Genomic DNA, 18,912 nt, shown 5'->3' with positions numbered 1-18,912 from the left:
GACGGGGTGGGGGTGCTGCGCCGAAGACCCCCACCCCGCTCCGCTTCGCGGATCGACCCTCCCCACAAGGGGGAGGGTAAAACTCAATCCGAAACCGGCGTGTTCTCGTCGACATCCACCCGGAAATTGCCTTCCAGAATCTCGGCCTTCTTCTTCTCGATCAGCTCCTTGACGTCCGCCGGCAGCGTCTTGTCGAACTTGTGGTAGGGCGCCAGATGCGAGCCACCCTTGGCCATGCGCGAGAAATCGCCATAGTCCTGCGCGGTGAAGACGCCGGCCTTGACCAGCTTGATGGCCTGCTCGACCGTCGGATACATGTCCCAGACCGGGCCGGTGATCACCGTGTCGGGGCCGAGGCTCGACTGGTCGGACATGTTGGAGATGGCAAGGATCTTCTTGTCCACCGCCGCTTCGATGACACCGAAGCGCTCGGCATAGATGACGTCGACACCGGCGTCGATCTGCGCGACCGCCGCTTCCTTGGCTTTTGGCGGATCGAAGAAGGAACCGATGAAGGCGACCTTCTTCTTGATGTTCGGATTGACCTCCTTGGCGCCGGCGAAGAAGGCGTTGACCAGTCGGTTGACTTCCGGGATGCCCATCGCCGCGACGGCGCCGATCGTGCCCGACTTCGACATCTTGCCGGCGATCATGCCGGAGAGATAGGCCGGCTCGTGAATCCAGTTGTCGAAGACGCCGAAGTTCGGTTCCGCCGGGCCGGCCCCGGAGCCGAACAGGAAGGCGGTCTTCGGGAACTGCTTGGCCGTGCGGCGCGATTCACGCTCGGCGGCAAAGGCATCGCCCAGCACCAGCTGATAGCCGCCTTGCGCATATTCGCGCATGACACGGCTGAAATCGGCGGTCTGCACCTTCTCGGACCATTTGTATTCGATGCCGAGTTCCTTCTCGGCCTTCTGCAAGGCGACATGGATCTGGTTGTCCCACGGCTCCTCGATCGGCGTGGCGAAGATCGCCGCCACCTTCAGCTTCTTGTCCTTGCCGAAGGCAGCGCCTGGCAGCATGGCTGCGGCCAGGCCAAGTGCGCCCAGCTCCAGCACGTTGCGTCGCGAAAGCCCTTCGCGCTCTGTCTGGAATCTGTTCTTCCGGTTTTCCATTGCATTCCCCTCTGTTCGACAGCCGTGTCGAGCCGGCTGTTCGTGAAAATATCAGACGGGGAACTATGGAACGACGCCGGACTTTTGTCCACGTGGTCAAATTTGACCACGCACCGGATTCTTGATCTTAGCCGGCCAAGCGAAGGCTGCTGGTCAAGCCCGTTCGAGCGCGATCGCAATGCCCTGGCCGACGCCGATGCACATGGTGGCAAGCGCATAACGGCCGCCACGTTCGCGCAGCTCCAGCGCCGCCGTGCCGGATATGCGGGCGCCCGACATGCCCAAGGGATGGCCGAGCGCGATGGCGCCGCCATTCGGGTTGACGTGTTCCGCATCCTCGGCGATGCCGAGCTGGCGCAGCACGGCTATGCCTTGCGAGGCAAAGGCTTCGTTGAGCTCGATGACATCGAACTGTTGCGGCGTCAGGCCAAGCCGCGCGCAGAGTTTTTGCGTCGCCGGCGCTGGGCCGATGCCCATGATGCGCGGCGCCACGCCGGCGGCGGCCCCGCCAAGGATACGGGCGATCGGCGTCAAGCCGTATTTCTTCACCGCTGCCTCGGATGCAACGATCAGCGCCGCCGCCCCGTCATTGACGCCCGACGCATTGCCGGCCGTCACCGTGCCGCCCTGCCGGAACGGCGTTGGCAATTTGGCCAGCGCCTCGACCGTTGAGCCCGCGCGCGGATGCTCATCCTTCGACACGACCACCGCATCGCCCTTGCGCTGCGGGATCGTCACCGGGGTAATCTCCTTGGCCAGCCGGCCCTTGGCTTGCGCGGCGACGGCCTTGTCCTGGCTGCGCACGGCAAAGGCGTCCTGGTCCGCGCGGGAGATGGCGAACTCTTCCGCGACGTTCTCGCCGGTCTCCGGCATCGAATCGACGCCATATTGCTTCTTCATCAGTGGGTTGACGAAGCGCCAGCCGATGGTGGTATCGTAAATCTCGGCGTTGCGCGAAAACGCCGTGTCGGCCTTGGGCATGACGAAGGGCGCCCGGCTCATCGATTCGACGCCGCCCGCGATCATCAGCTCCGCTTCGCCTGCCTTGATGGCCCTAGCTGCGATGGTCAGCGCGTCCATGCCCGAGCCGCACAGGCGGTTGACGGTCGAGCCCGGCACCTCCTTCGGCAAGCCTGCCAGCAACAGCGCCATGCGCGCCACATTGCGGTTGTCCTCGCCGGCCTGGTTGGCACAGCCATAGACGACGTCGTCGATCGCCTGCCAGTCGATGCCGGCATTGCGCTCGGCCAGCGCCTTTAGCGGTATGGCGCCGAGGTCGTCTGATCGTACCGAAGACAGAGAACCGCCGAAGCGGCCGATCGGCGTGCGGATGTAGTCGCAGATATAGGCCTCGGCCATGTCATGCAGCCTTTGCTTTTCCGGTTCCCTCATGCGCCGCCTTGGTGCGGGCCTGCAGGTCGCGCAATGTCTTGAGTTCGAGTTCGCTTGGCGGCGGCGTTTCGTCAAGCGCCTCGGCGAACTTAACCACCCAGCCACAGCTCTCCTGCACCTGCTGGCGGGTGACGCCTGGATGCAGCGACACCACCGTGAATTCCTTGCTCACCGGATCCGGCTTCCAGATGGCGAGGTCGGTGATCAGCAAGGTCGGGCCTGATGTGTCGATACCCAGCCGTTTGCGATGGTCGCCACCCTCGCCATGGCCGAAGGAGGTGAAGAAGTCGATCTTCTCGACCATGCCGCGCTTGGTCTGCGCCATGGTGATGTAGATCTCCTTCGATGAAGTCGCGATCTCCGGCGCGCCGCCGCCGCCGGGCAGCCTTGTCTTGGGATGGAAATAGTCACCGATGACCGTGGTGTTGATGTTGCCGAACTTGTCGAGCTGCGCCGCACCAAGGAAGCCGATCGAGATGCGGCCGCCCTGCAGCCAGTAGCGGAACATTTCCGGCACCGCGACGGTGGTGACAGCGGTCTCGCACAATTCGCCGTCGCCGATCGACAGCGGCAGCACGTCAGGTGCGGTGCCGATCGTGCCGCTCTCGTAGATCAAGGTGATGTCAGGCGCATGCGTCAGCCGCGCTACATTGCAGGCGGCGGACGGCGCGCCGATGCCGACGAAGCAGACATCGTCATTGCGCAGCGCGCGGCTGGCGGCGATCGTCATCATCTCGTTGGGGGTGAAGTCCGGACTGTCGCTCATGCCGCTTTCCTCAGATGCTCGACTCTGCCCTCGAAATCGTCGGCGCTCTTCTCCATGACATTGGCCTGCATCCACGCCTGGAATTTGTCACGGTCGGCGGCGATCTCGTCCCATTCCAGATAGGCGGCATTGTCGCGCGCATAATAGCCATGCGCGTAGGACGGATGCGAACCGCCGGGCACGACCGATATCGCGGCAATCGTCCAGCGCGGCAGCACAGTCAGATTGGGGTGCAGATCGTCGAAATTGTCGACCACTTCCTCGACCGTCACCACCGCGCGTTTGGCCGCCAGCACGGCTTCCTTCTGGATGCCGATAATGCCTTCGACCAGCACATTGCCTTTCCGGTCGGCCTTCTGCGCATGGATGAAGGTGACGTCAGGCCGGATCGAGGGAACGGCCGCTAGCACCTCGCCGGTGAACGGACAGGTGACAGACTTGATGTTCGGATTGACCGCCGCCAGGCCAGCGCCACGATAGCCGCGGAACACCGCGCAGGGCAGACCGGCCGCGCCCGCCTCATAAGCGTTGGCCATGCCGGCATGGCTGTGCTCCTCGATCTCGATCGATCTGGGAAAACCGTTCTCGATGGCATCTCGGGCGCGCCGCAGCAGGCCGACGCCGGGATTGCCGACATAGGAGAAGACGATTTTCTTCGCCATGCCCATGCCGATCATCTGGTCGTAGATCAGGTCCGGCGTCATGCGGATCAATGTCAGGTCGCGAAACCCCTGGCGGATCGCCTCATGCGCCGCCGCCGTCGGGATCAAATGGGTGAAGCCCTCGAAGGCAGCGGTGTCGCCGCTGTTCAAATTCTCGGCCACGGCCTGTTTCAGCGGCAGGAACTTGACCATCGCATCGGCTCCGGATTCAGAAAGTTCGTATTGCGAACATATGTTTTATATGCGATACTTTCTACGCTGAGCGAGGGCGCGGAGTCAATCTTGACGGCGATGCCGTTCCGCGGAGACAAGATGGACGAAGAGGCCCCCTCCCGTGATCATGTCGGCTCGCTTGAACGCGGCCTTGCCGTCATGGAGATCCTGGCCCGCCACCCCTCGGGCATGACGCTGACCGAAATGGCCGAAGCAGCGGGCCTGACCCGCGCCGGCGCCCGCCGTTTTCTGCTGACGCTCACCGCCACCGGCTATGCAACGCAAGCCGGCCGCGTGTTCTCCCTGTCGCCACGCCTGCTGACGATTGCCCGCACCTGGCTCGGCGGCGCCTCGCTATGGAGCTTCGCTGCACCCATCATGCGCGCGGTGGCGGCGCAACTGAACGAGGCCTGCTCGGCAGCGATCCTATCTGGCCAGGATGTCGTCTATGTCGCCCGCATTCCCGGCCGCCGCATCCTCAGCGTGTCGCTCGATGTCGGCACCAGGCTGCCGGCCTATTGCACCTCGATGGGGCGCATCCTGCTTGCTGGCTTGACGCCCCAGGAGTTGGACGCATTCCTCGGCCAGGCGACGATCGAAAAACGAACGCCGAAGACGATCACCGACATCAGGCTGCTGACCGGCGCCATCGGCAAGGCGAAAGTGGACGGCTTTGCCATCGTCGATGAGGAACTGGAACTCGGCCTACGCTCCATCGCCGTGCCGATCCGCGACCGCTCAGGAAGCACGGTCGCGGCAATCAACGTCTCGACCCAGTCCGCGCGGTTTTCGGTCGCGGAGATGGAGCGGGAGATCCTGCCCGCGCTGCTGGAGGCCAGGCAGCGGATTGAGGATTTCTTTGTGGTTTAGCAGTCGCACATGAGCAAGTGCCCCCTCACCCGGATTGCCAACCGAATTGCAAAGGGCAATTCGGGACAATCCGACCTCTCCCCGAGGGAGAGGAGATCGCCAGCGTTGATGACAGCCTCTTCTCCCCTCGGGGAGAAGGTGGCCGCGAAGCGGCCGGATGAGGGGGCCTCTCATACGCGATGGCCCAGCTGACGAACGCTCTTCAATGCTTGATGCGATCCCTCATCGCATACCACAGCATGCCGAGCACATAGAGCGGGCCGCGCAGTGCCGTGCCGCCGGGGAAAGGCATCGGGGTCAGCGTCGAGAACAGATCGAGCCGCGAGGCGTCGCCGGTGATCGCTTCGGCCAGGAGCTTGCCAGACAGCGTCGACAGGATGACGCCCTTGCCGGAATAGCCATGCGCGAAATAGACCTCGCCATAGTGCCCGACATGCGGCAGCCGCGACGTCGTCACCGACACCAGCCCACCCCAGGCATGATCGATGCGGCAGCCCTGAAGCTGCGGGAAGGTTTTCTCCATATGCGGGCGCACGAAACCGGCGATATCGGCCGGCGGTGACGGCGTGTAACGCTCGCCGCCACCGAACAGCAGGCGTCCATCCGCCGACATCCGGTAGTAGTTGACGACGAAGCGGGTGTCTGACACCGCGACATTGGCCGGGATGACATTGCGCTTGCCCTCCAGCGGCTCGGTGGCGACGATGTAGTTGCCGACCGGCATGATGCGGCTGTTGACGCGCGGTTCCAGCCCATTGAGCAGCGCATCGCCCGCCAGCACGACATGCTTGGCCCGGACCGAACCCTTTGATGTCGAGACGCGGATCGAAGGCTCGCGCTCCAGCCTCACCGCCACCGAATTCTCATGGATGGTGACGCCGGCAGCAACCGCGGCGCGAGCGAGGCCGAGCGTGTAGTTGAGCGGGTGCATGTGGCCGCCAAGCGGCTCGTACATGGCGCCATGATAGGGCGTGTCGACCTTGCCGCGCGCTTCAGCCGCCGACAGGATTTCGGCATGCGGAAACTTCATCACCGTGGCCAGGCACTCGGCCTCTTCCTCGAGGTCCTTGAGATCGGAGCCGTTGACCGCGCCGACGAGATGACCGGTCAGCCTGAGATCGCAATCGATGGCGTGGCGCTCGATGATATCGAGCACCAGCCCGCGCGCCTCGAAGGCAAGGTCGAACAGCGCTTTTGCACGTTCGGGTCCATAGAGCTTGACCAGCCCCTTCGCGCCCTTGCGCAGGCCGGGGATCATCTGGCCGCCATTGCGGCCCGAGGCGCCCCAGCCGATCTTGCCGCCCTCGAGCAGCACCACCTTCAGGCCGCGCTCGGCGGCATGAAGGGCGGCGGACAGGCCGGTGCAGCCGCCGCCGACCACCACAAGATCGGCGTCGCTGTCACCCTGCAAAGCCGGATGGTCCGGCGACGGATTTGCCGTCGCGACATAGTAGGATTTGCCGATATCCAGGCCGGAATTGAAGCCCATCATTACACCTTGAGCAGCAGGTGGTCGCGTTCCCAGCTCGTCACCACGCCCTGGAACAGGTCGAGCTCAACGCTCTTGACGCGAAGATAACTCTGGAAGAAATCCTCGCCGAGCAACGCCCGCACCGGCTCACACGCCTCGAAACGGTCGAGCGCCTCCTCCATGGTTTTCGGCAGCGTGCTCTTGATCTTGTAGGCATTGCCCGACGCCTCGGGCGAGCGCACCAGTTTCTGTTCGACGCCGAGATAGCCGGCAAGCAGCGAGCCGGCGATCGCCAGATAAGGATTGGAATCAGCACCGGGCAACCGGTTCTCCACCCGCCGCGCGGCGCGTCCACCGGCCGGCACGCGCAGGCCGCAGGAACGATTGTCATGCGACCACTCGATGTTGGCCGGCGCGCTGTGGTTGGGCCTTATGCGGCGGAACGAGTTCACGTTGGGCGCGAACAGCGGCATGATTTCGGGGACGAATTTTTGCATGCCACCAATGAAGTGGCCGAACATCTCGGTATCGGCATCATCAGTGCCGGCAAACAGCGTCTTGCCGGCCTCGTCGATGATGGACATGTGCAGATGCATCGAGCTTCCCGCCTGCGCCGCGATCGGCTTGGCCATGAAGGTGGCGCGCATACCGCTTTGCTGCGCGGCCTGGCGCGTCAGCCGCTTGAACAGCAGCACCTTGTCGGCCAGCGGCAACGCGTCGCCGTGCAGGAAATTGATCTCCAGCTGTGCCGTTCCCGATTCATGGATCAGCGTGTCGAGCGGCAACCCGGCCGCCGCCGCATAATCATAGATGCGCCGGATCACCGGCTCGAACTCCTCGAGTGCCGCCATGTCATAGGGATGCTGCACGGTCTCGGCTCGGCCATTGGCGCCGACCGGCGCAGTCAGCGGCCGATCAGGATCGGGATTGGGCGCGGTCAGATAGAATTCCACCTCGGGCGCCACCACCGCTCGCCAGCCGCGCTGGGCGTAGAGATCGAGCACGGCCCTGAGCACATGCCGCGGCGAGGCCATCCATGGCCGGTCGTCCATATGGAAGGCGTCGGCAAAGACATAGGCCTTGCCCTCAGCGGCGCCGGGCGCCAGGCAGAGCGTCGAAACGTCGGGCACCATACGCATGTCCGGATCCGAATAAGCAAAACCCTCGTCGATCGAGCCGGAATAACGGCCGTCGATGCTGACCAGGAAGGCGCTGCTCGGCAGATAAAGCGCGCGGTCTTCCAGCGCCTTGAGGAACTTGGCCGTCGGCAAGGCCTTGCCGCGCAGCACGCCGTTCATGTCGGGTACCAGGCACTCGACCTCGTTGATGCCGTGCTGGGCCAGCCAGCTCTTGGGATCGTTGCTGCTGGAGAGCGAGGTATTCGTCGTGATTTTGTCAGGCATTTCGTTCATGTCCGTGTCAGAGAGAGTATGGCTTGCGCGGCCACATCCGTTCCGGGTTGCAGCGCCATTTGGGCTGCGTTGTCCCTAAGGCGGGCACGCATGGCATCGTCGGCCAGCAGGCCGAGAATGGCTTTCTCCAATACTCCTTCGGTCCAGGCGTCGCGGCCGATATGGTCACCGACGCCGGTCTCTCCGGCGCGGCGCGCATTGTCATGTCCGTCCCAGCAATAGGGCATGATCAGCGACGGCACGCCGAAGCGCAGCGCTTCGCAAAAGCTGTTGTTGCCGCCGTGGTGGATGAACAGGTCGGACTTTGCCACCACCGAGGGCTGTGGAAACCAGGCGTCGAGATAGACGTTGTCGGGCACCGCGCGATAGGCGTCGCGCAGGCCGCCGGCATTGACGATGAAGCGGGCGGGCAGCCTGTCGAATACCGCCAGCATCCGCTCGATCAGGCCGACATCCATGGCGCCCAGGCTGCCGAAGCTGACATAGACCAGCGGCCCGCCATTGCGCGGAAACACCGGCACCTCAAATGGCCCCTCCGAACGCACGCAGCCTTCGAGATAGACGAAGCGGGCCGGGTCGAGCGGCTCGGCGCGCTCGCGGCGCACGATCGTCGGGGTCAGCAGCAAATTGAGGTCGGGCGATGTCTCCAGGAACAGGCCCTTCGGCAGCGGCGCCAGGCCGGCATCCATCCGAAAGCGGTTGAAGCGGTCATGCGCCGCTGCCGAGGCCGTGAGATAGCGGGCCTCGAACGCCCCGCGTTGCGGGTCATCCACGCCAAGTCCCGACAGATAGGGCGGCACTTCAGCGTCCGGAAGCTCGGTTTCAGCGCAGGAGACGACGCGCACCCAGGGGCAGCCGGCGGCAGCGATCGCCGGAAACATGATGACATTGTCGAGCACCACCGCATCCGGCTTCAGCCGCGCCAGCAATTGCCGCAGCGGCCCCTCCGCGTTGACCGCCGTGTCGACGATCGCTTGCCAGGTCGGCGCGACATAGGTTTCGAGCTGGTCGATCGGGCTAAGCCTGAAATGCGGCAGGTGCCTGCGCACGAAGGCCTGCCAGTAGCTCTGGCGTTCGCTGTCGCTCAGCGGCTCGTCGGTCGGCAGCTGGTATTCCTGGAAACCATAGTCGGCAAAGACGCCGGAGAAGCCGGCATGGCAGATGAAGACCGGCCGGGCGCCTCTCGCACGCAGCGCCTGCGCGATCCCAACGCAATTCAACGCCGCGCCGAAACTGGCTTCGGGGAACAGCGCGATGGTCGGGCTGGCTTTACGCGTCAATTAATCCTCGTCAATCCGGCCGGCTGATCATGCCGAACAGGGCGGGAGCCCCGCGACTGGCCGCTTGCGGTCGCTGGTTTCGGGAGAGCCGCAGGTGGATGCGAAGCAGATCGGCCGCCACCTCATACTGCAGGCTTTCAAGATGGTCGAGTATAACAAGGTGTTCGCGCAGCGATTGCCGCAACCGGAAGACGTTGACGCCGGCATAAATGCCGGGCAATCGGCGCAGCCTGAGGTGATCGGCCAGCGCGTCGGCAACGAAGCGGTTGGCGCAGCCCTCGGCGAGCATGCCATGAAAATCGATGTCCAGCCGCTGGAACTCACGTGTGTCGAATGCGGCGTCCGGCAGCGCCACCAGCGCTTCCATGCCCTGGCGCAACGTCGCCGCACGCGCCCCGTCCAGCCGGAAGCCCGGCGTCAGGATGGCCGCGGGCTCCAGCAGCAAGCGGAACTCATAGCTGTCGCCTTGCGCCTCCGGATCGTCGGGCGTGCGCCGAAACAGCCAGGATTGGCCAGGCGCACGGTCCAGAAGATTCTCTTCTGTCAGTTTGTTGAGCGCTTTTAGTACCGTCTTGCGCTCGGCACTGTACCGCCGCATCAGCCCCGCGACGGTCACAGTCTGGTCCAGCCGCCGCGCCGACCGGTCGCGCAGGATCGCCTCGGCCAGCTCGTCCTCCTCGGCGGCGGGCAGTTCCGTGGCGACTGAAGCCTGCGCGGTGAGGTCGATCGCCAGATGATACCCGGAATCCGCCTCCCAGCGAACGACACCCCGTTCCGCGAGTAGGCCAAGAGCCGCCCGCACCGGCGTGCGCGAGACATTGCACAGCGAGGCGATCTGCTGCTCCGGCAAGCGTGCGCCGGGCTCAAAACCGCGCTGCCGCGCCACATCCAGGATGCGCTGCGCCAGATCGAGATGGTTGGTGCGAGGTCGTCGGGCTACGGCTTGCATGACTGGTCTCGTGGAAAGCGACATGACCGCATTGATTTGACCGATCGCCAGCGCGGACGCAATCGGCCAGATTCCTCGGTCGCTTGACAAATTATGGATTGACGTACTTTTTTCTGCAATAGTACTGTCAGGACAATCGGCGAGAAAAAGACCGAGGGAACAGGATCGAGGTAGCGGCACGGGTCGCAAGCGTTGGTCCGGCGAATGAAATTCGACGATCAACCGAAATGGGAGTCTGTCATGATCGCTACCAGCCTGCGACGCCGTGCGCTGAAAACATCTTCGATCGCACTTGGCCTGGCCTTGGCGCTGTCCGCGCCGGCGCTGGCTGCCGACCTCGTCATTTCCAACTGGGACGGCTACATGGCGCCCGACGCCATGGCCGCCTTCAAGACCGCAACCGGCGTTTCGGGTGAAGTGGTCGTGCACGCCACCAACGAAGAAATCATGGGCAAGCTGATCGCCGCCGGCGGCAAGGGCTATGACGTGGTCTTCGTCTCCTCGCCCTTCGCCGAGGTGCTGAACAAGCTCGGCCTGACCGAGCCGATCGACCACGCCAAGATCCCGAACCTCACCAATCTCTATCCCGAGGCAACCAAGCTGCCGCACGATGTCGGCAATGCATTCTCGGTCCCCTACACCTGGGGAACCACCGGCCTCTGCTACCGCTCGGATCTGGTGAAGACAGCGCCGACCAGCTGGAGCGACCTGCTCGCCCCTTCCGACGAATTGAAGGGCAAGACCACCATGCTGGCGACCGACCGCTGGCTGCTGGCCGCCGGGCAGCTCGACAAGGGCTATTCGGTCAACGAAACCGACCCGGCCAAGATGGCCGAAGTCAAGGATCTGCTGATCTCGGCCAAGAAAACCCTGCTCGCCTATGACGACACCACCTTCTATTCCAAGCTGGTGTCCGGCGAGGCGCTGATGGTGCAGGCATGGGACGGCTGGTGCAATTACGGCATCGCCGAGAAGCCCGAGATCAAATACGTGATCCCCAAGGAAGGTTCGGACCTCTGGGTCGACACGATGGTGGTGATGAAGGCCTCCGCCAACAAGGACGCCGCCTTCCAGTTCATCAACTTCATGCTCGACGCCAAGAACCATGCCTGGGCGGCGCAGAACATCGACTACAAGGTGCCGAACAAGCCGGCGATGGAAAGCCTGCCGGCCGATTTCCTGGCAAAATTCCCCAATATGGCGATGCCGGTGGCAGATCTCGTCAAGTTCGAGCAGTTGCGTGACGTCGGCGATGCCCAGCGCGACTATTCGAAGATCGTCAGCGAGATCAAGGCGGCGCAGTAGGCGGCGTCAAAACCAGACATCACGGCCGGCGGCGCTTCTGCCGCCGACCCTGAGCGGTAGCCCAGAATTGTCCCAGACCCGACTTCGCTCCTCCCTCCTGATGGCCCCGGCCCTGGCTTGGCTCGCGGCCTTGATGGTGGTGCCGTGCGCGCTGGTGCTGGCGCTCGCCTTCTTTCGGCGCGGCATCTATGGCGGTATCGACTACACCTTCACGCTCGAGAATTTCGGGCTGGTCGTCGACCCGCTCTATGCCGGCATTTTCCTCAATTCGGCGCGTATCGCCGGCACGGCCACGCTGATCGCGGTGGTGATTGGCTATGCCGCCGCCTACGCCATCGCAGCGGCCCCGCGCCGGTGGCAGCCGGTGTTCCTGTTCTTTGCCGTGCTGCCGTTCTGGTCCAATTACCTGATCCGCACCTATGCCTGGATCGTGCTGCTCAACCGCGAAGGCCTGATCACGCAACTCCTGCGCTGGTTCGGCTACACCGGCGAGCCGCCGTCGATGCTCTACACCGAGGGTGCGGTCATCGCAGGCCTGGTCTACAACTATTTGCCCTTCGTCATCCTCGCCTGCTACGCGCCGCTGTCGCGCCTCAACCCGGAACTGGCCGAGGCCTCGCGTGACCTCGGCGCTTCAGCCGCCACCACATTCCGCCGTGTCATCCTGCCGCTGACCGTGCCCGGCATCGCCGCCGGCGCGGTGTTTGTCTTCGTGCTGTCGATCGGCAATTTCGTCACCCCGACGCTGCTCGGCGGCGGCCGTTTCCAGATGATCGGCAATCTCGTCTACGACCAGTTCCTCACCGCCAATGACTGGCCGTTCGGCGCGGCCCTGGCGATGGCGCTGATCGCCATCATGCTTGTGGTGCTGATGGCGCAGGCGCTCGCCGCCAATCGCGCCTCGGGGCACGCCGCGCAAGCCGGTGGAGACACAGATGGCTGAGCGATCCCCCGCGACGCGGCGAGCGCTTTGGATCGTGCTGAGCCTCGTCTTCGCCTTCCTCTACATCCCAATCGCCGTGCTGGTGGCGCTGTCCTTCAACGAAGGCGGGCTGCCGACGGCCTGGTCGGGCTTTTCGCTGAAATGGTATGCCTCGCTGGCCGGCAATTCCGCCATCCTCTCGGCCGCGCTCAACACGCTGATCGTGGCGCTGGTCTCGACCGCGATCGCCACGCTGCTCGGCACGCTGCTGGCGATCGGCATCGAGATGCGCCGGCAATACGGCAAGGGCCTCGAAGCGCTGATCTTCGCGCCGATGATCATTCCCGACATCGTGCTGGCGATCGCGCTGCTCTCGTTCTTCTCCATGCACAACCTGACCATGGGTCTGCACACCATCATCCTCGCCCATGTCGTCTTCAACCTCGCCTTCGTCTGCTCGGTGGTGCGCGCAAGGCTGAAGAGCTTCGACTGGTCTATCGTCGAGGCCTCCGCCGATCTCGGCGCCTCCGCGCTCACCACCTTCCGGCGGGTGACATTGCCGGTCATCGCGCCGGCGGTCATCGCCGGTGCGCTGCTTGCCTTCACGCTCTCGGTCGACGAGTTCATCATCGCCTTCTTCACCGCTGGCGCCGGGCGCGCCTCGACGACGCTGCCGATGCAGATCTACGCGATGATCCGCTTCGGCATCACGCCGGAGATCAATGCGCTGGCGACCATCGTCATGGCGGTCTCGATCACCGCGCTGACCCTGTCGCAGCGGCTCAACCGTGGGATCATAGGCCAATGAGCGAACCGCGCACGCTGCTGGCCATCGACAAGGTGTCGAAGAATTTCGGCCGGGTGACGGCTGTCGACGGCATCTCGCTCGACATAAGGGAGAACGAGTTCTTCGCGCTGCTCGGACCGTCTGGCTGCGGCAAGACCACGCTGCTGCGCATGCTTGCCGGGTTCGAGACGCCCAATGACGGGCGCATCCTGCTCGACGGAAGCGACATCGCGAAAACCCCGCCCAACAAGCGGCCGGTCAATCTGATGTTCCAGTCCTACGCGCTGTTCCCGCATATGAGCGTCCGCGCCAATGTCTCCTACGGCCTTGAGATGGAACGTTTGCCGGCGTCAGAAATCCACTCCCGCGTTGACGCCATCCTGGCGACGACAGAGCTCGTCCCCTTCGCCGACCGCAAGCCGGGGCAATTGTCAGGCGGCCAGAAGCAGCGCGTCGCGCTCGCCCGCGCGCTGGTCAAGCGGCCACGGCTGCTGCTGCTCGACGAGCCGCTCGGCGCGCTCGACAAGAAACTGCGCGGCGCCATGCAGCTGGAGCTGAAGCGCCTGCAGCACGAGGTCGGCATCACCTTCGTCATCGTCACCCATGACCAGGAAGAATCGCTCGTCATGGCCGACCGCATGGCGGTGCTGAAGGACGGCAAGCTGCTGCAATGCGACACGCCGCACGCGATCTATGAGCATCCGGCCGACCGTTTCGTCGCCGACTTCATTGGCGTGATGAATTTTGTGCCGGGCAAAGCCGCCCCCGATGGGGTTGCAGCCGCGAACGGCGTGCAGATATCCGGCAAGGTTCCCGGAACGCTTTCGCCCGGGGCGTCCGCTGTCGCGTCGGTACGGCCCGAGCGCATCCGGTTGTTCCCATCGGCGGAAACCGCCAACCGCACCACCGGCACGGTCGAGGCGCTGGCCTATCAGGGGCTTGACCTGCAGCTGCATGTCCGCACGCCCCTGTCGCCAAAACCGTTCCTGGTGCGCGTCACCGCTGATGCCGCCGACCGCAGGCCGGTTTCGTCGGGCGACCACGTCGAACTCGGCTGGGACGCCGCCGATGTCAGAATTTTCGCAGAATGACAGGAGAAGCTTGATGGCGCAGAAGACGATCGCGTTTTTTCCAGAAGCCGCCTACGGCCCGGCGCTCAATTCCGTTGGCATCGCCCAGGCGGTCGAGGCTCGCGGCCACAGAGCGGTGTTCCTGTCCGACCCCGGCTTCGTCGATGTCTATAAGGGCTACGGCTTCGAGGCGCATCCGGTGAACCTGTCCGAGCCGATGCCGCCCGAACAGATGGCGAAATTCTGGGAGGATTTCATCAACGGCCACATCCCCAACTTCCGCAAATCGCCCTACGACCAGGTCGACAATTACGTCAAGGATTGCTGGACGGCGATCGTCGACAGTGCCAAATGGGCGCAGAAGGATCTGCCGGGCGTTCTCTCGGCCATCAAGCCTGACGTGATCTGCGTCGACAACGTCATCCTGTTCCCGGCGATAAAGCAGTACGGCAAGCCGTGGGTACGCGTCATCTCCTGCTCGGAAAACGAGATTGAGGATGAGAACATCCCGCCGCATCTGTCGGGCTGCGGCGAGAACGACCATGTCGGGCACCAGCGCTACCGCGACCATTTCAACGCCGTCATCAAGCCGATCCATGACGACTTCAACACCTTCCTCACCGCCAACAACGAGGCGCCCTATCCGATCGGCCAGTTCTTCGAGGCCTCGCCCTATCTCAACCTGCTGCTCTACCCCGAAGCGGCGAAGTTCAAGCGCCGCCATCCGCTCGACCCGGCCAAGTTTCAGTATCTGGAAGGCTGCGTGCGGCAGGAGAAGCCGTACACGGTACCGACCTTCGCGAAAAACAATGACGGGCCGCTGCTCTATGTCTCTTTCGGCAGCCTGGGTGCCGGCGATGTCGAGCTGTTGAAGCGCATTATCGCGACGCTGGGCAAGACTCGCTACCGGGCGCTGGTCAATGTCGGCGGCTACAAGGACCAGTACACCGACGTCCCTGGCAACGTCATCGTGGAGGGCTGGTTCCCGCAGCCCTCGGTGATCCCGCAGGTCGACGCGGTGATCCACCATGGCGGCAACAACTCGTTCACCGAGTGCCTCTATTTCGGCAAGCCCGCGATCATCATGCCCTATGTCTGGGACGGCCACGACAATGCCACCCGCGTCGAGGAAACCGGCCACGGCTTCGGCATGCCGCGCTACGACTGGACCGATGCCGAGCTGATCGCCAGGATCGAAGCCTGCCTGAGCGACCCGGCGATGAAGGCGAAGCTGGCGAAGACCTCGGCACGGATGCATTCGCAGAACGGTCCGGAAAAGGCGGCTGGGTTGTTGGAGAAGTTGCTGTGACCTCCTCCGCACCACACCTCCACCAGGCCTCGACCCGCACCGATCTCGTCGACTGGGGCGTTCAACCCGACGCGCTGGAAGGCGCTTCGCACTCGACCGGCAAACTCGTGCACAAGGGCCCGAACAACCAGCCGGAATCCGGTATCTGGGTCTGCACGCCGGGCCGCTGGCGGCTCAGCATCCCGCGCGATGAATTGTGCCATTTCGTCGCCGGCCGCGCGACCTACCGGTCGGATGTCGGTGAGGTGATAGAAGTCTCCGCCGGGACCGTGGTCATGTTCCCCGCCGGCTGGACGGGCGAATGCACCGTGCATGAGACTATGCGCAACCTCTACATGCTGGCCTGAGAGCATGATCCCGAAAAGTGGGAGCCGGTTTTTCGGACAAGATCATGCTTAAGCAAGAATCGGAGCAAGACATGCCGACACCACACTGGCCGAAGGCCTCGAGAGTGAAACTGGAGGACTGGGGCGCGGGCAGCAACACGCTCGCCGGTTCGCCGCGCGCCTCGGGCAGGATCCTGTCCCAGAACCCGGACGGATCGAGCGAATGCGGCCTGTGGTCGTGCACGCCGGGCACGCGCAAGGTCATCTTTGGCGCCGACGAGTTCTGCCACTTCCTGTCGGGACGCGGCAGCTATATCCATGACGACGGCGAGCAGATCCCGGTCGAGGCCGGCACACTCGTGTTCTTTCCCGCCGGCTGGAGCGGCATCTCCATCATCACGCAAACGCTGACCAAGGCCTTCATGTGCCGGTGAGCTCTCATTTCAAGGAAATCGATATGACCACACCCATCATGAGATCCCCGCTCGCCATGTCAGACCTCGTCGACTGGGGCGTCATCCCGACCATGATCGAGGGTAAGTCCCACACCTCGGGCAAGCTGCTGCACAAGGGGCCGGGGGGCCGTTCCGAATGTGGCCTGTGGGTGTGCACGCCAGGCAAATGGCACTGCCACGTCACCCGCGACGAGTTCTGTCACTTCCTCGAGGGACGCTGCACCTATGTGCATGAATCCGGCGAAGTGATCGAGATCGAGCCGGATACGGCAGCCTTCTTTCCGCAGGACTGGAAAGGCGTCTGCACCGTCCATGAGACGATCAGAAAGGTCTACATGATCCGCTGAGCGGATCTGAGAGGATACCCATGGATTTCTCAGCTGACCGTCCGGCTTTCTTCGTCAACCCCGATTACCGGCCGATGGCTGGCACGAACAAGCCGGTGATCGATCCGGCGACGCTGGAAACCGTCGGCACCATATCGGCCGCTACCGACGGCGAGATCGACGCCGTGCTCACCGCAGCGACCAAGGCGCAGGCCGCTTGGAAAAAGCTCGACGCCAAGAGCCGTGCCAAGCACCTGCATGCCGTCGCCAACGCCATCGAAGCGGCCGATTTCACCCGCTGCGCCGAGCTGATGGTGCGCGAGATGGGAAAGCCCTATCCCGAAGCGATCGGCGAGATCGCCAATTGCGCACCGATCTTCCGCTACTATGCCGAGATGGCGCGCGACGATGCCGGCAAGATCGCCGGCACGACGCAGGCCGGTTCGTTCCAGTATGCGCGCTACGAACCCTATGGCGTATCGGTCCACATCATGCCCTACAACTTCCCGATCCTACTGATGTGCTGGACGGTCGCCGCCTCGCTTGCCGCCGGCAACGCCTGCATCATCAAGCCGGCCGAGGCGACAACGCTGTCGACATCAGACTACATGACCGTGTTCCGCTCGCTGCCGGCAGGCCTGGTCTCCTGCCTGCCCGGTGGAGCGGCCACCGCGCAGGCCCTGATCGCCTCCGATCGCACCCATGCCGTCGCCTTCACCGGCTCGGTCGCCGCCGGCAAGGCGGTGGCGGTGGCCTGCGCCGAGCGCATGAAACCGTGCGTCATCGAGGCCGGCGGCAGCGATCCGCTGATCGTCAGCGAACACGCCCCGCTCGAGGTGGCGGCGGCCGGCAGTGTCACCGCCGCCTTCCACCTCACCGGCCAGGTCTGCACTTCGGCCGAGCGCTTCTTCGTCGTCGATGCCGTGCATGACCGCTTCGTCGAGCTGTTCGCCGAAAGGACACGGGCGCTGCGCATCGGCAACGGCATGGACAAGACCGAGATCGGCCCGCTGGTCAGCGAAGCGGCACGGGCAAAAGTCATGCGCCTGGTTGACGACGCCATCGCGCACGGCGCCAAGGCGGTGACCGGCGGGCGCATTCCGCCGGCGCACAATGTCGGCTGGTTCTACGAGCCAACCATCCTCACCGGCGTCACCCCGGATATGGCCATCGTGCGCGAAGAATGCTTTGGGCCGGTCGCCGCCATCTGCCGGGTGAAAGATTTCGACGAGGCGATCCGGCTTGCCAATGACAGCCCGTTCGGGCTCGGTGCTTCCGTCTTCACCACCGATCTCGCCGAAGCCCACGAGGCAGCCGAGCGACTCGAGGCCGGCATGGTCTGGGTCAACAATCCGCTGATCGACAATGACGCCCTGCCCTTTGGCGGCTGGAAGGCCTCCGGCCTCGGCCGCGAGCTCGGCCGCCAGGGGCTGGATGCGTTCCGCCGCTCGAAGATGGTGATCATCGACCACAAGCCGGCGATCCAGGACTGGTGGTATCCCTACCCCGACAGCTGGTTCCGCGAGACCGGCGGCCGCAAGCACGTATGAGAGGAGCAGCGCGGCAAGGCGCGCTGCTCGATATGAGCTTATGCCTCGATCGCTTCGACCAACGTGCGCGAGACGGAAGCAATCACAGCGTTGCGCTTGGTCAGGCTCTGTTTCGTGCCCGTCAGGTAAACCGACATCAAGATAGGATTGCCGGAAGCCGGCCAGATGACCGCCGCGTCATTGGTACTGCCACGGTCACCGGTGCCGGTCTTGTCGCCGCACCTCCAGCCCTTCGGCAGCCCGGCCCGGATGCGCTCATCGCCGGTCTTGTTGGCCACCAGCCATTCGACAAGCTGCGCCCGGCTCTTGTCCGACAGGCTGTTGCCGAGCGCGAGACGCTCGTAGTCCTCAACCATGGCCAGCGGCGAGGTCGTATCACGCTCGTCGCCTGGCAGCGACTCGTTCAGCTCCGGCTCGATCCTGTCCAGTCTGCTCACACTGTCGCCGATCGAACGCAGATAGGCCGTCAGCTGCGGCGGTCCGCCAAAGGACTCCAGCAGCAGATTGGCCGCGCCATTGTCGCTGACCGTCACGGCGGCCTCGCAAAGCTGCGCCACCGTCATCTCGCCGCCGGCAAACTTCTTGGTCGTCGGCGAATTGGCAATGATGGCGTTGTGCGGGATCTTGATGCTGCGCTCGAGCTGCTCGATGCCGCCATCGACACGATGCAGGATGAGCGCCGCCGCCAGCGTCTTGAAGGTGCTGCACATCGGAAACAGCTCGTTCTCGCGA

General features: G+C 64.1%; 19 protein-coding genes. 10 read left to right on the top strand and 9 right to left on the bottom strand.

The window, feature by feature from the left end; all coding sequences use genetic code 11:
- Positions 1-83: 83 nt before the first annotated feature.
- The 4 genes from EN993_RS16190 to EN993_RS16175 all read right to left on the bottom strand — a co-directional run bounded on the left by EN993_RS16190 (position 84) and on the right by EN993_RS16175 (position 4,127).
- Positions 84-1,115: a BMP family protein gene (locus tag EN993_RS16190; RefSeq protein ID WP_127264136.1), complete on the bottom strand. Its 1,032-nt coding sequence runs from the start codon at positions 1,113-1,115 to the stop codon at positions 84-86.
- A 153-nt stretch (positions 1,116-1,268) separates the two neighbouring features.
- Complete coding sequence (gene pcaF, locus EN993_RS16185) at positions 1,269-2,474, bottom strand: 3-oxoadipyl-CoA thiolase (RefSeq protein WP_127264135.1); 1,206 nt, start codon at positions 2,472-2,474, stop codon at positions 1,269-1,271.
- Position 2,475: 1 nt separating this feature from the next.
- Positions 2,476-3,273, bottom strand: a complete 798-nt coding sequence (locus tag EN993_RS16180) for a CoA-transferase subunit beta (RefSeq protein WP_109664129.1) — start codon at positions 3,271-3,273, stop codon at positions 2,476-2,478.
- Complete coding sequence (locus tag EN993_RS16175) at positions 3,270-4,127, bottom strand: CoA transferase subunit A (RefSeq protein WP_127264133.1); 858 nt, start codon at positions 4,125-4,127, stop codon at positions 3,270-3,272. Before EN993_RS16175 ends, EN993_RS16180 begins: the two co-directional genes overlap by 4 nt.
- A gap of 120 nt (positions 4,128-4,247) precedes the next feature.
- Between EN993_RS16175 and EN993_RS16170 the strand changes: the two genes are divergently transcribed.
- Entirely contained in the window at positions 4,248-5,018 is a 771-nt protein-coding gene (locus EN993_RS16170) for an IclR family transcriptional regulator C-terminal domain-containing protein (RefSeq protein WP_109665368.1), read from the top strand.
- Between the two features lie 202 nt (positions 5,019-5,220).
- Here EN993_RS16170 and EN993_RS16165 read toward each other — a convergent pair whose 3' ends face one another.
- From EN993_RS16165 to EN993_RS16150, 4 genes are read right to left on the bottom strand one after another with little or no spacing between them, the layout of a single operon-like run.
- A complete protein-coding gene (locus EN993_RS16165) occupies positions 5,221-6,510 on the bottom strand; it encodes an FAD-binding oxidoreductase (RefSeq protein ID WP_127264131.1) in 1,290 nt (429 codons plus the stop codon).
- Positions 6,510-7,892, bottom strand: coding sequence for a glutamine synthetase family protein (locus tag EN993_RS16160; protein ID WP_127264129.1), 1,383 nt, complete (start codon positions 7,890-7,892; stop codon positions 6,510-6,512). Before EN993_RS16160 ends, EN993_RS16165 begins: the two co-directional genes overlap by 1 nt.
- A gap of 5 nt (positions 7,893-7,897) precedes the next feature.
- Positions 7,898-9,181 carry a glycosyltransferase gene (locus tag EN993_RS16155; protein ID WP_127264127.1) on the bottom strand — a complete coding sequence of 428 codons (1,284 nt, stop codon included), beginning with the start codon at positions 9,179-9,181 and terminating at the stop codon, positions 7,898-7,900.
- Between the two features lie 10 nt (positions 9,182-9,191).
- The gene (locus tag EN993_RS16150) at positions 9,192-10,130 is read right to left on the bottom strand and encodes a GntR family transcriptional regulator (RefSeq protein ID WP_109664115.1); all 939 of its coding nucleotides are present in this window, start codon (positions 10,128-10,130) and stop codon (positions 9,192-9,194) included.
- 240 nt (positions 10,131-10,370) lie between these two features.
- Between EN993_RS16150 and EN993_RS16145 the strand changes: the two genes are divergently transcribed.
- The 9 genes from EN993_RS16145 (at position 10,371) to EN993_RS16105 (ending at position 18,180) form a co-directional block, all read left to right on the top strand.
- Entirely contained in the window at positions 10,371-11,435 is a 1,065-nt protein-coding gene (locus tag EN993_RS16145; RefSeq protein WP_127264125.1) for a spermidine/putrescine ABC transporter substrate-binding protein, read from the top strand.
- 100 nt (positions 11,436-11,535) lie between these two features.
- On the top strand, positions 11,536-12,378 hold the full coding sequence (locus tag EN993_RS16140) for an ABC transporter permease (protein WP_127264124.1): 843 nt from the start codon (positions 11,536-11,538) through the stop codon (positions 12,376-12,378).
- Positions 12,371-13,165 carry an ABC transporter permease gene (locus EN993_RS16135; RefSeq protein ID WP_127264122.1) on the top strand — a complete coding sequence of 265 codons (795 nt, stop codon included), beginning with the start codon at positions 12,371-12,373 and terminating at the stop codon, positions 13,163-13,165. Before EN993_RS16140 ends, EN993_RS16135 begins: the two co-directional genes overlap by 8 nt.
- Positions 13,162-14,235, top strand: a complete 1,074-nt coding sequence (locus EN993_RS16130; RefSeq protein WP_127264120.1) for an ABC transporter ATP-binding protein — start codon at positions 13,162-13,164, stop codon at positions 14,233-14,235. The genes EN993_RS16135 and EN993_RS16130 overlap by 4 nt, the downstream gene beginning before the upstream one ends.
- 13 nt (positions 14,236-14,248) lie before the next feature.
- Positions 14,249-15,523 carry a glycosyltransferase gene (locus tag EN993_RS16125; protein ID WP_127264118.1) on the top strand — a complete coding sequence of 425 codons (1,275 nt, stop codon included), beginning with the start codon at positions 14,249-14,251 and terminating at the stop codon, positions 15,521-15,523.
- Positions 15,520-15,870 (top strand): cupin domain-containing protein, encoded by a 351-nt coding sequence (locus tag EN993_RS16120; RefSeq protein WP_127264116.1) that lies wholly within the window; start codon positions 15,520-15,522, stop codon positions 15,868-15,870. The genes EN993_RS16125 and EN993_RS16120 overlap by 4 nt, the downstream gene beginning before the upstream one ends.
- 71 nt (positions 15,871-15,941) lie before the next feature.
- Entirely contained in the window at positions 15,942-16,283 is a 342-nt protein-coding gene (locus tag EN993_RS16115) for a cupin domain-containing protein (RefSeq protein ID WP_127264114.1), read from the top strand.
- 23 nt (positions 16,284-16,306) lie between these two features.
- Positions 16,307-16,651: a cupin domain-containing protein gene (locus EN993_RS16110; protein ID WP_127264112.1), complete on the top strand. Its 345-nt coding sequence runs from the start codon at positions 16,307-16,309 to the stop codon at positions 16,649-16,651.
- 20 nt (positions 16,652-16,671) lie between these two features.
- Positions 16,672-18,180: an aldehyde dehydrogenase family protein gene (locus EN993_RS16105; protein ID WP_127264110.1), complete on the top strand. Its 1,509-nt coding sequence runs from the start codon at positions 16,672-16,674 to the stop codon at positions 18,178-18,180.
- Positions 18,181-18,218: 38 nt separating this feature from the next.
- Here the strand turns inward: EN993_RS16105 and bla are convergent.
- Positions 18,219-18,912, bottom strand: a 694-nt coding sequence (bla, locus tag EN993_RS16100; RefSeq protein WP_127264108.1) for a class A beta-lactamase, incomplete at its 5' end; no start/stop codon positions are given.

The organism is Mesorhizobium sp. M7D.F.Ca.US.004.01.2.1, from assembly GCF_003997785.1.
Classification (GTDB): domain Bacteria; phylum Pseudomonadota; class Alphaproteobacteria; order Rhizobiales; family Rhizobiaceae; genus Mesorhizobium; species Mesorhizobium loti.
Note: the sequence above shows the minus strand (reverse complement) of the source record. Positions and strands in the feature narration are given on the sequence as shown.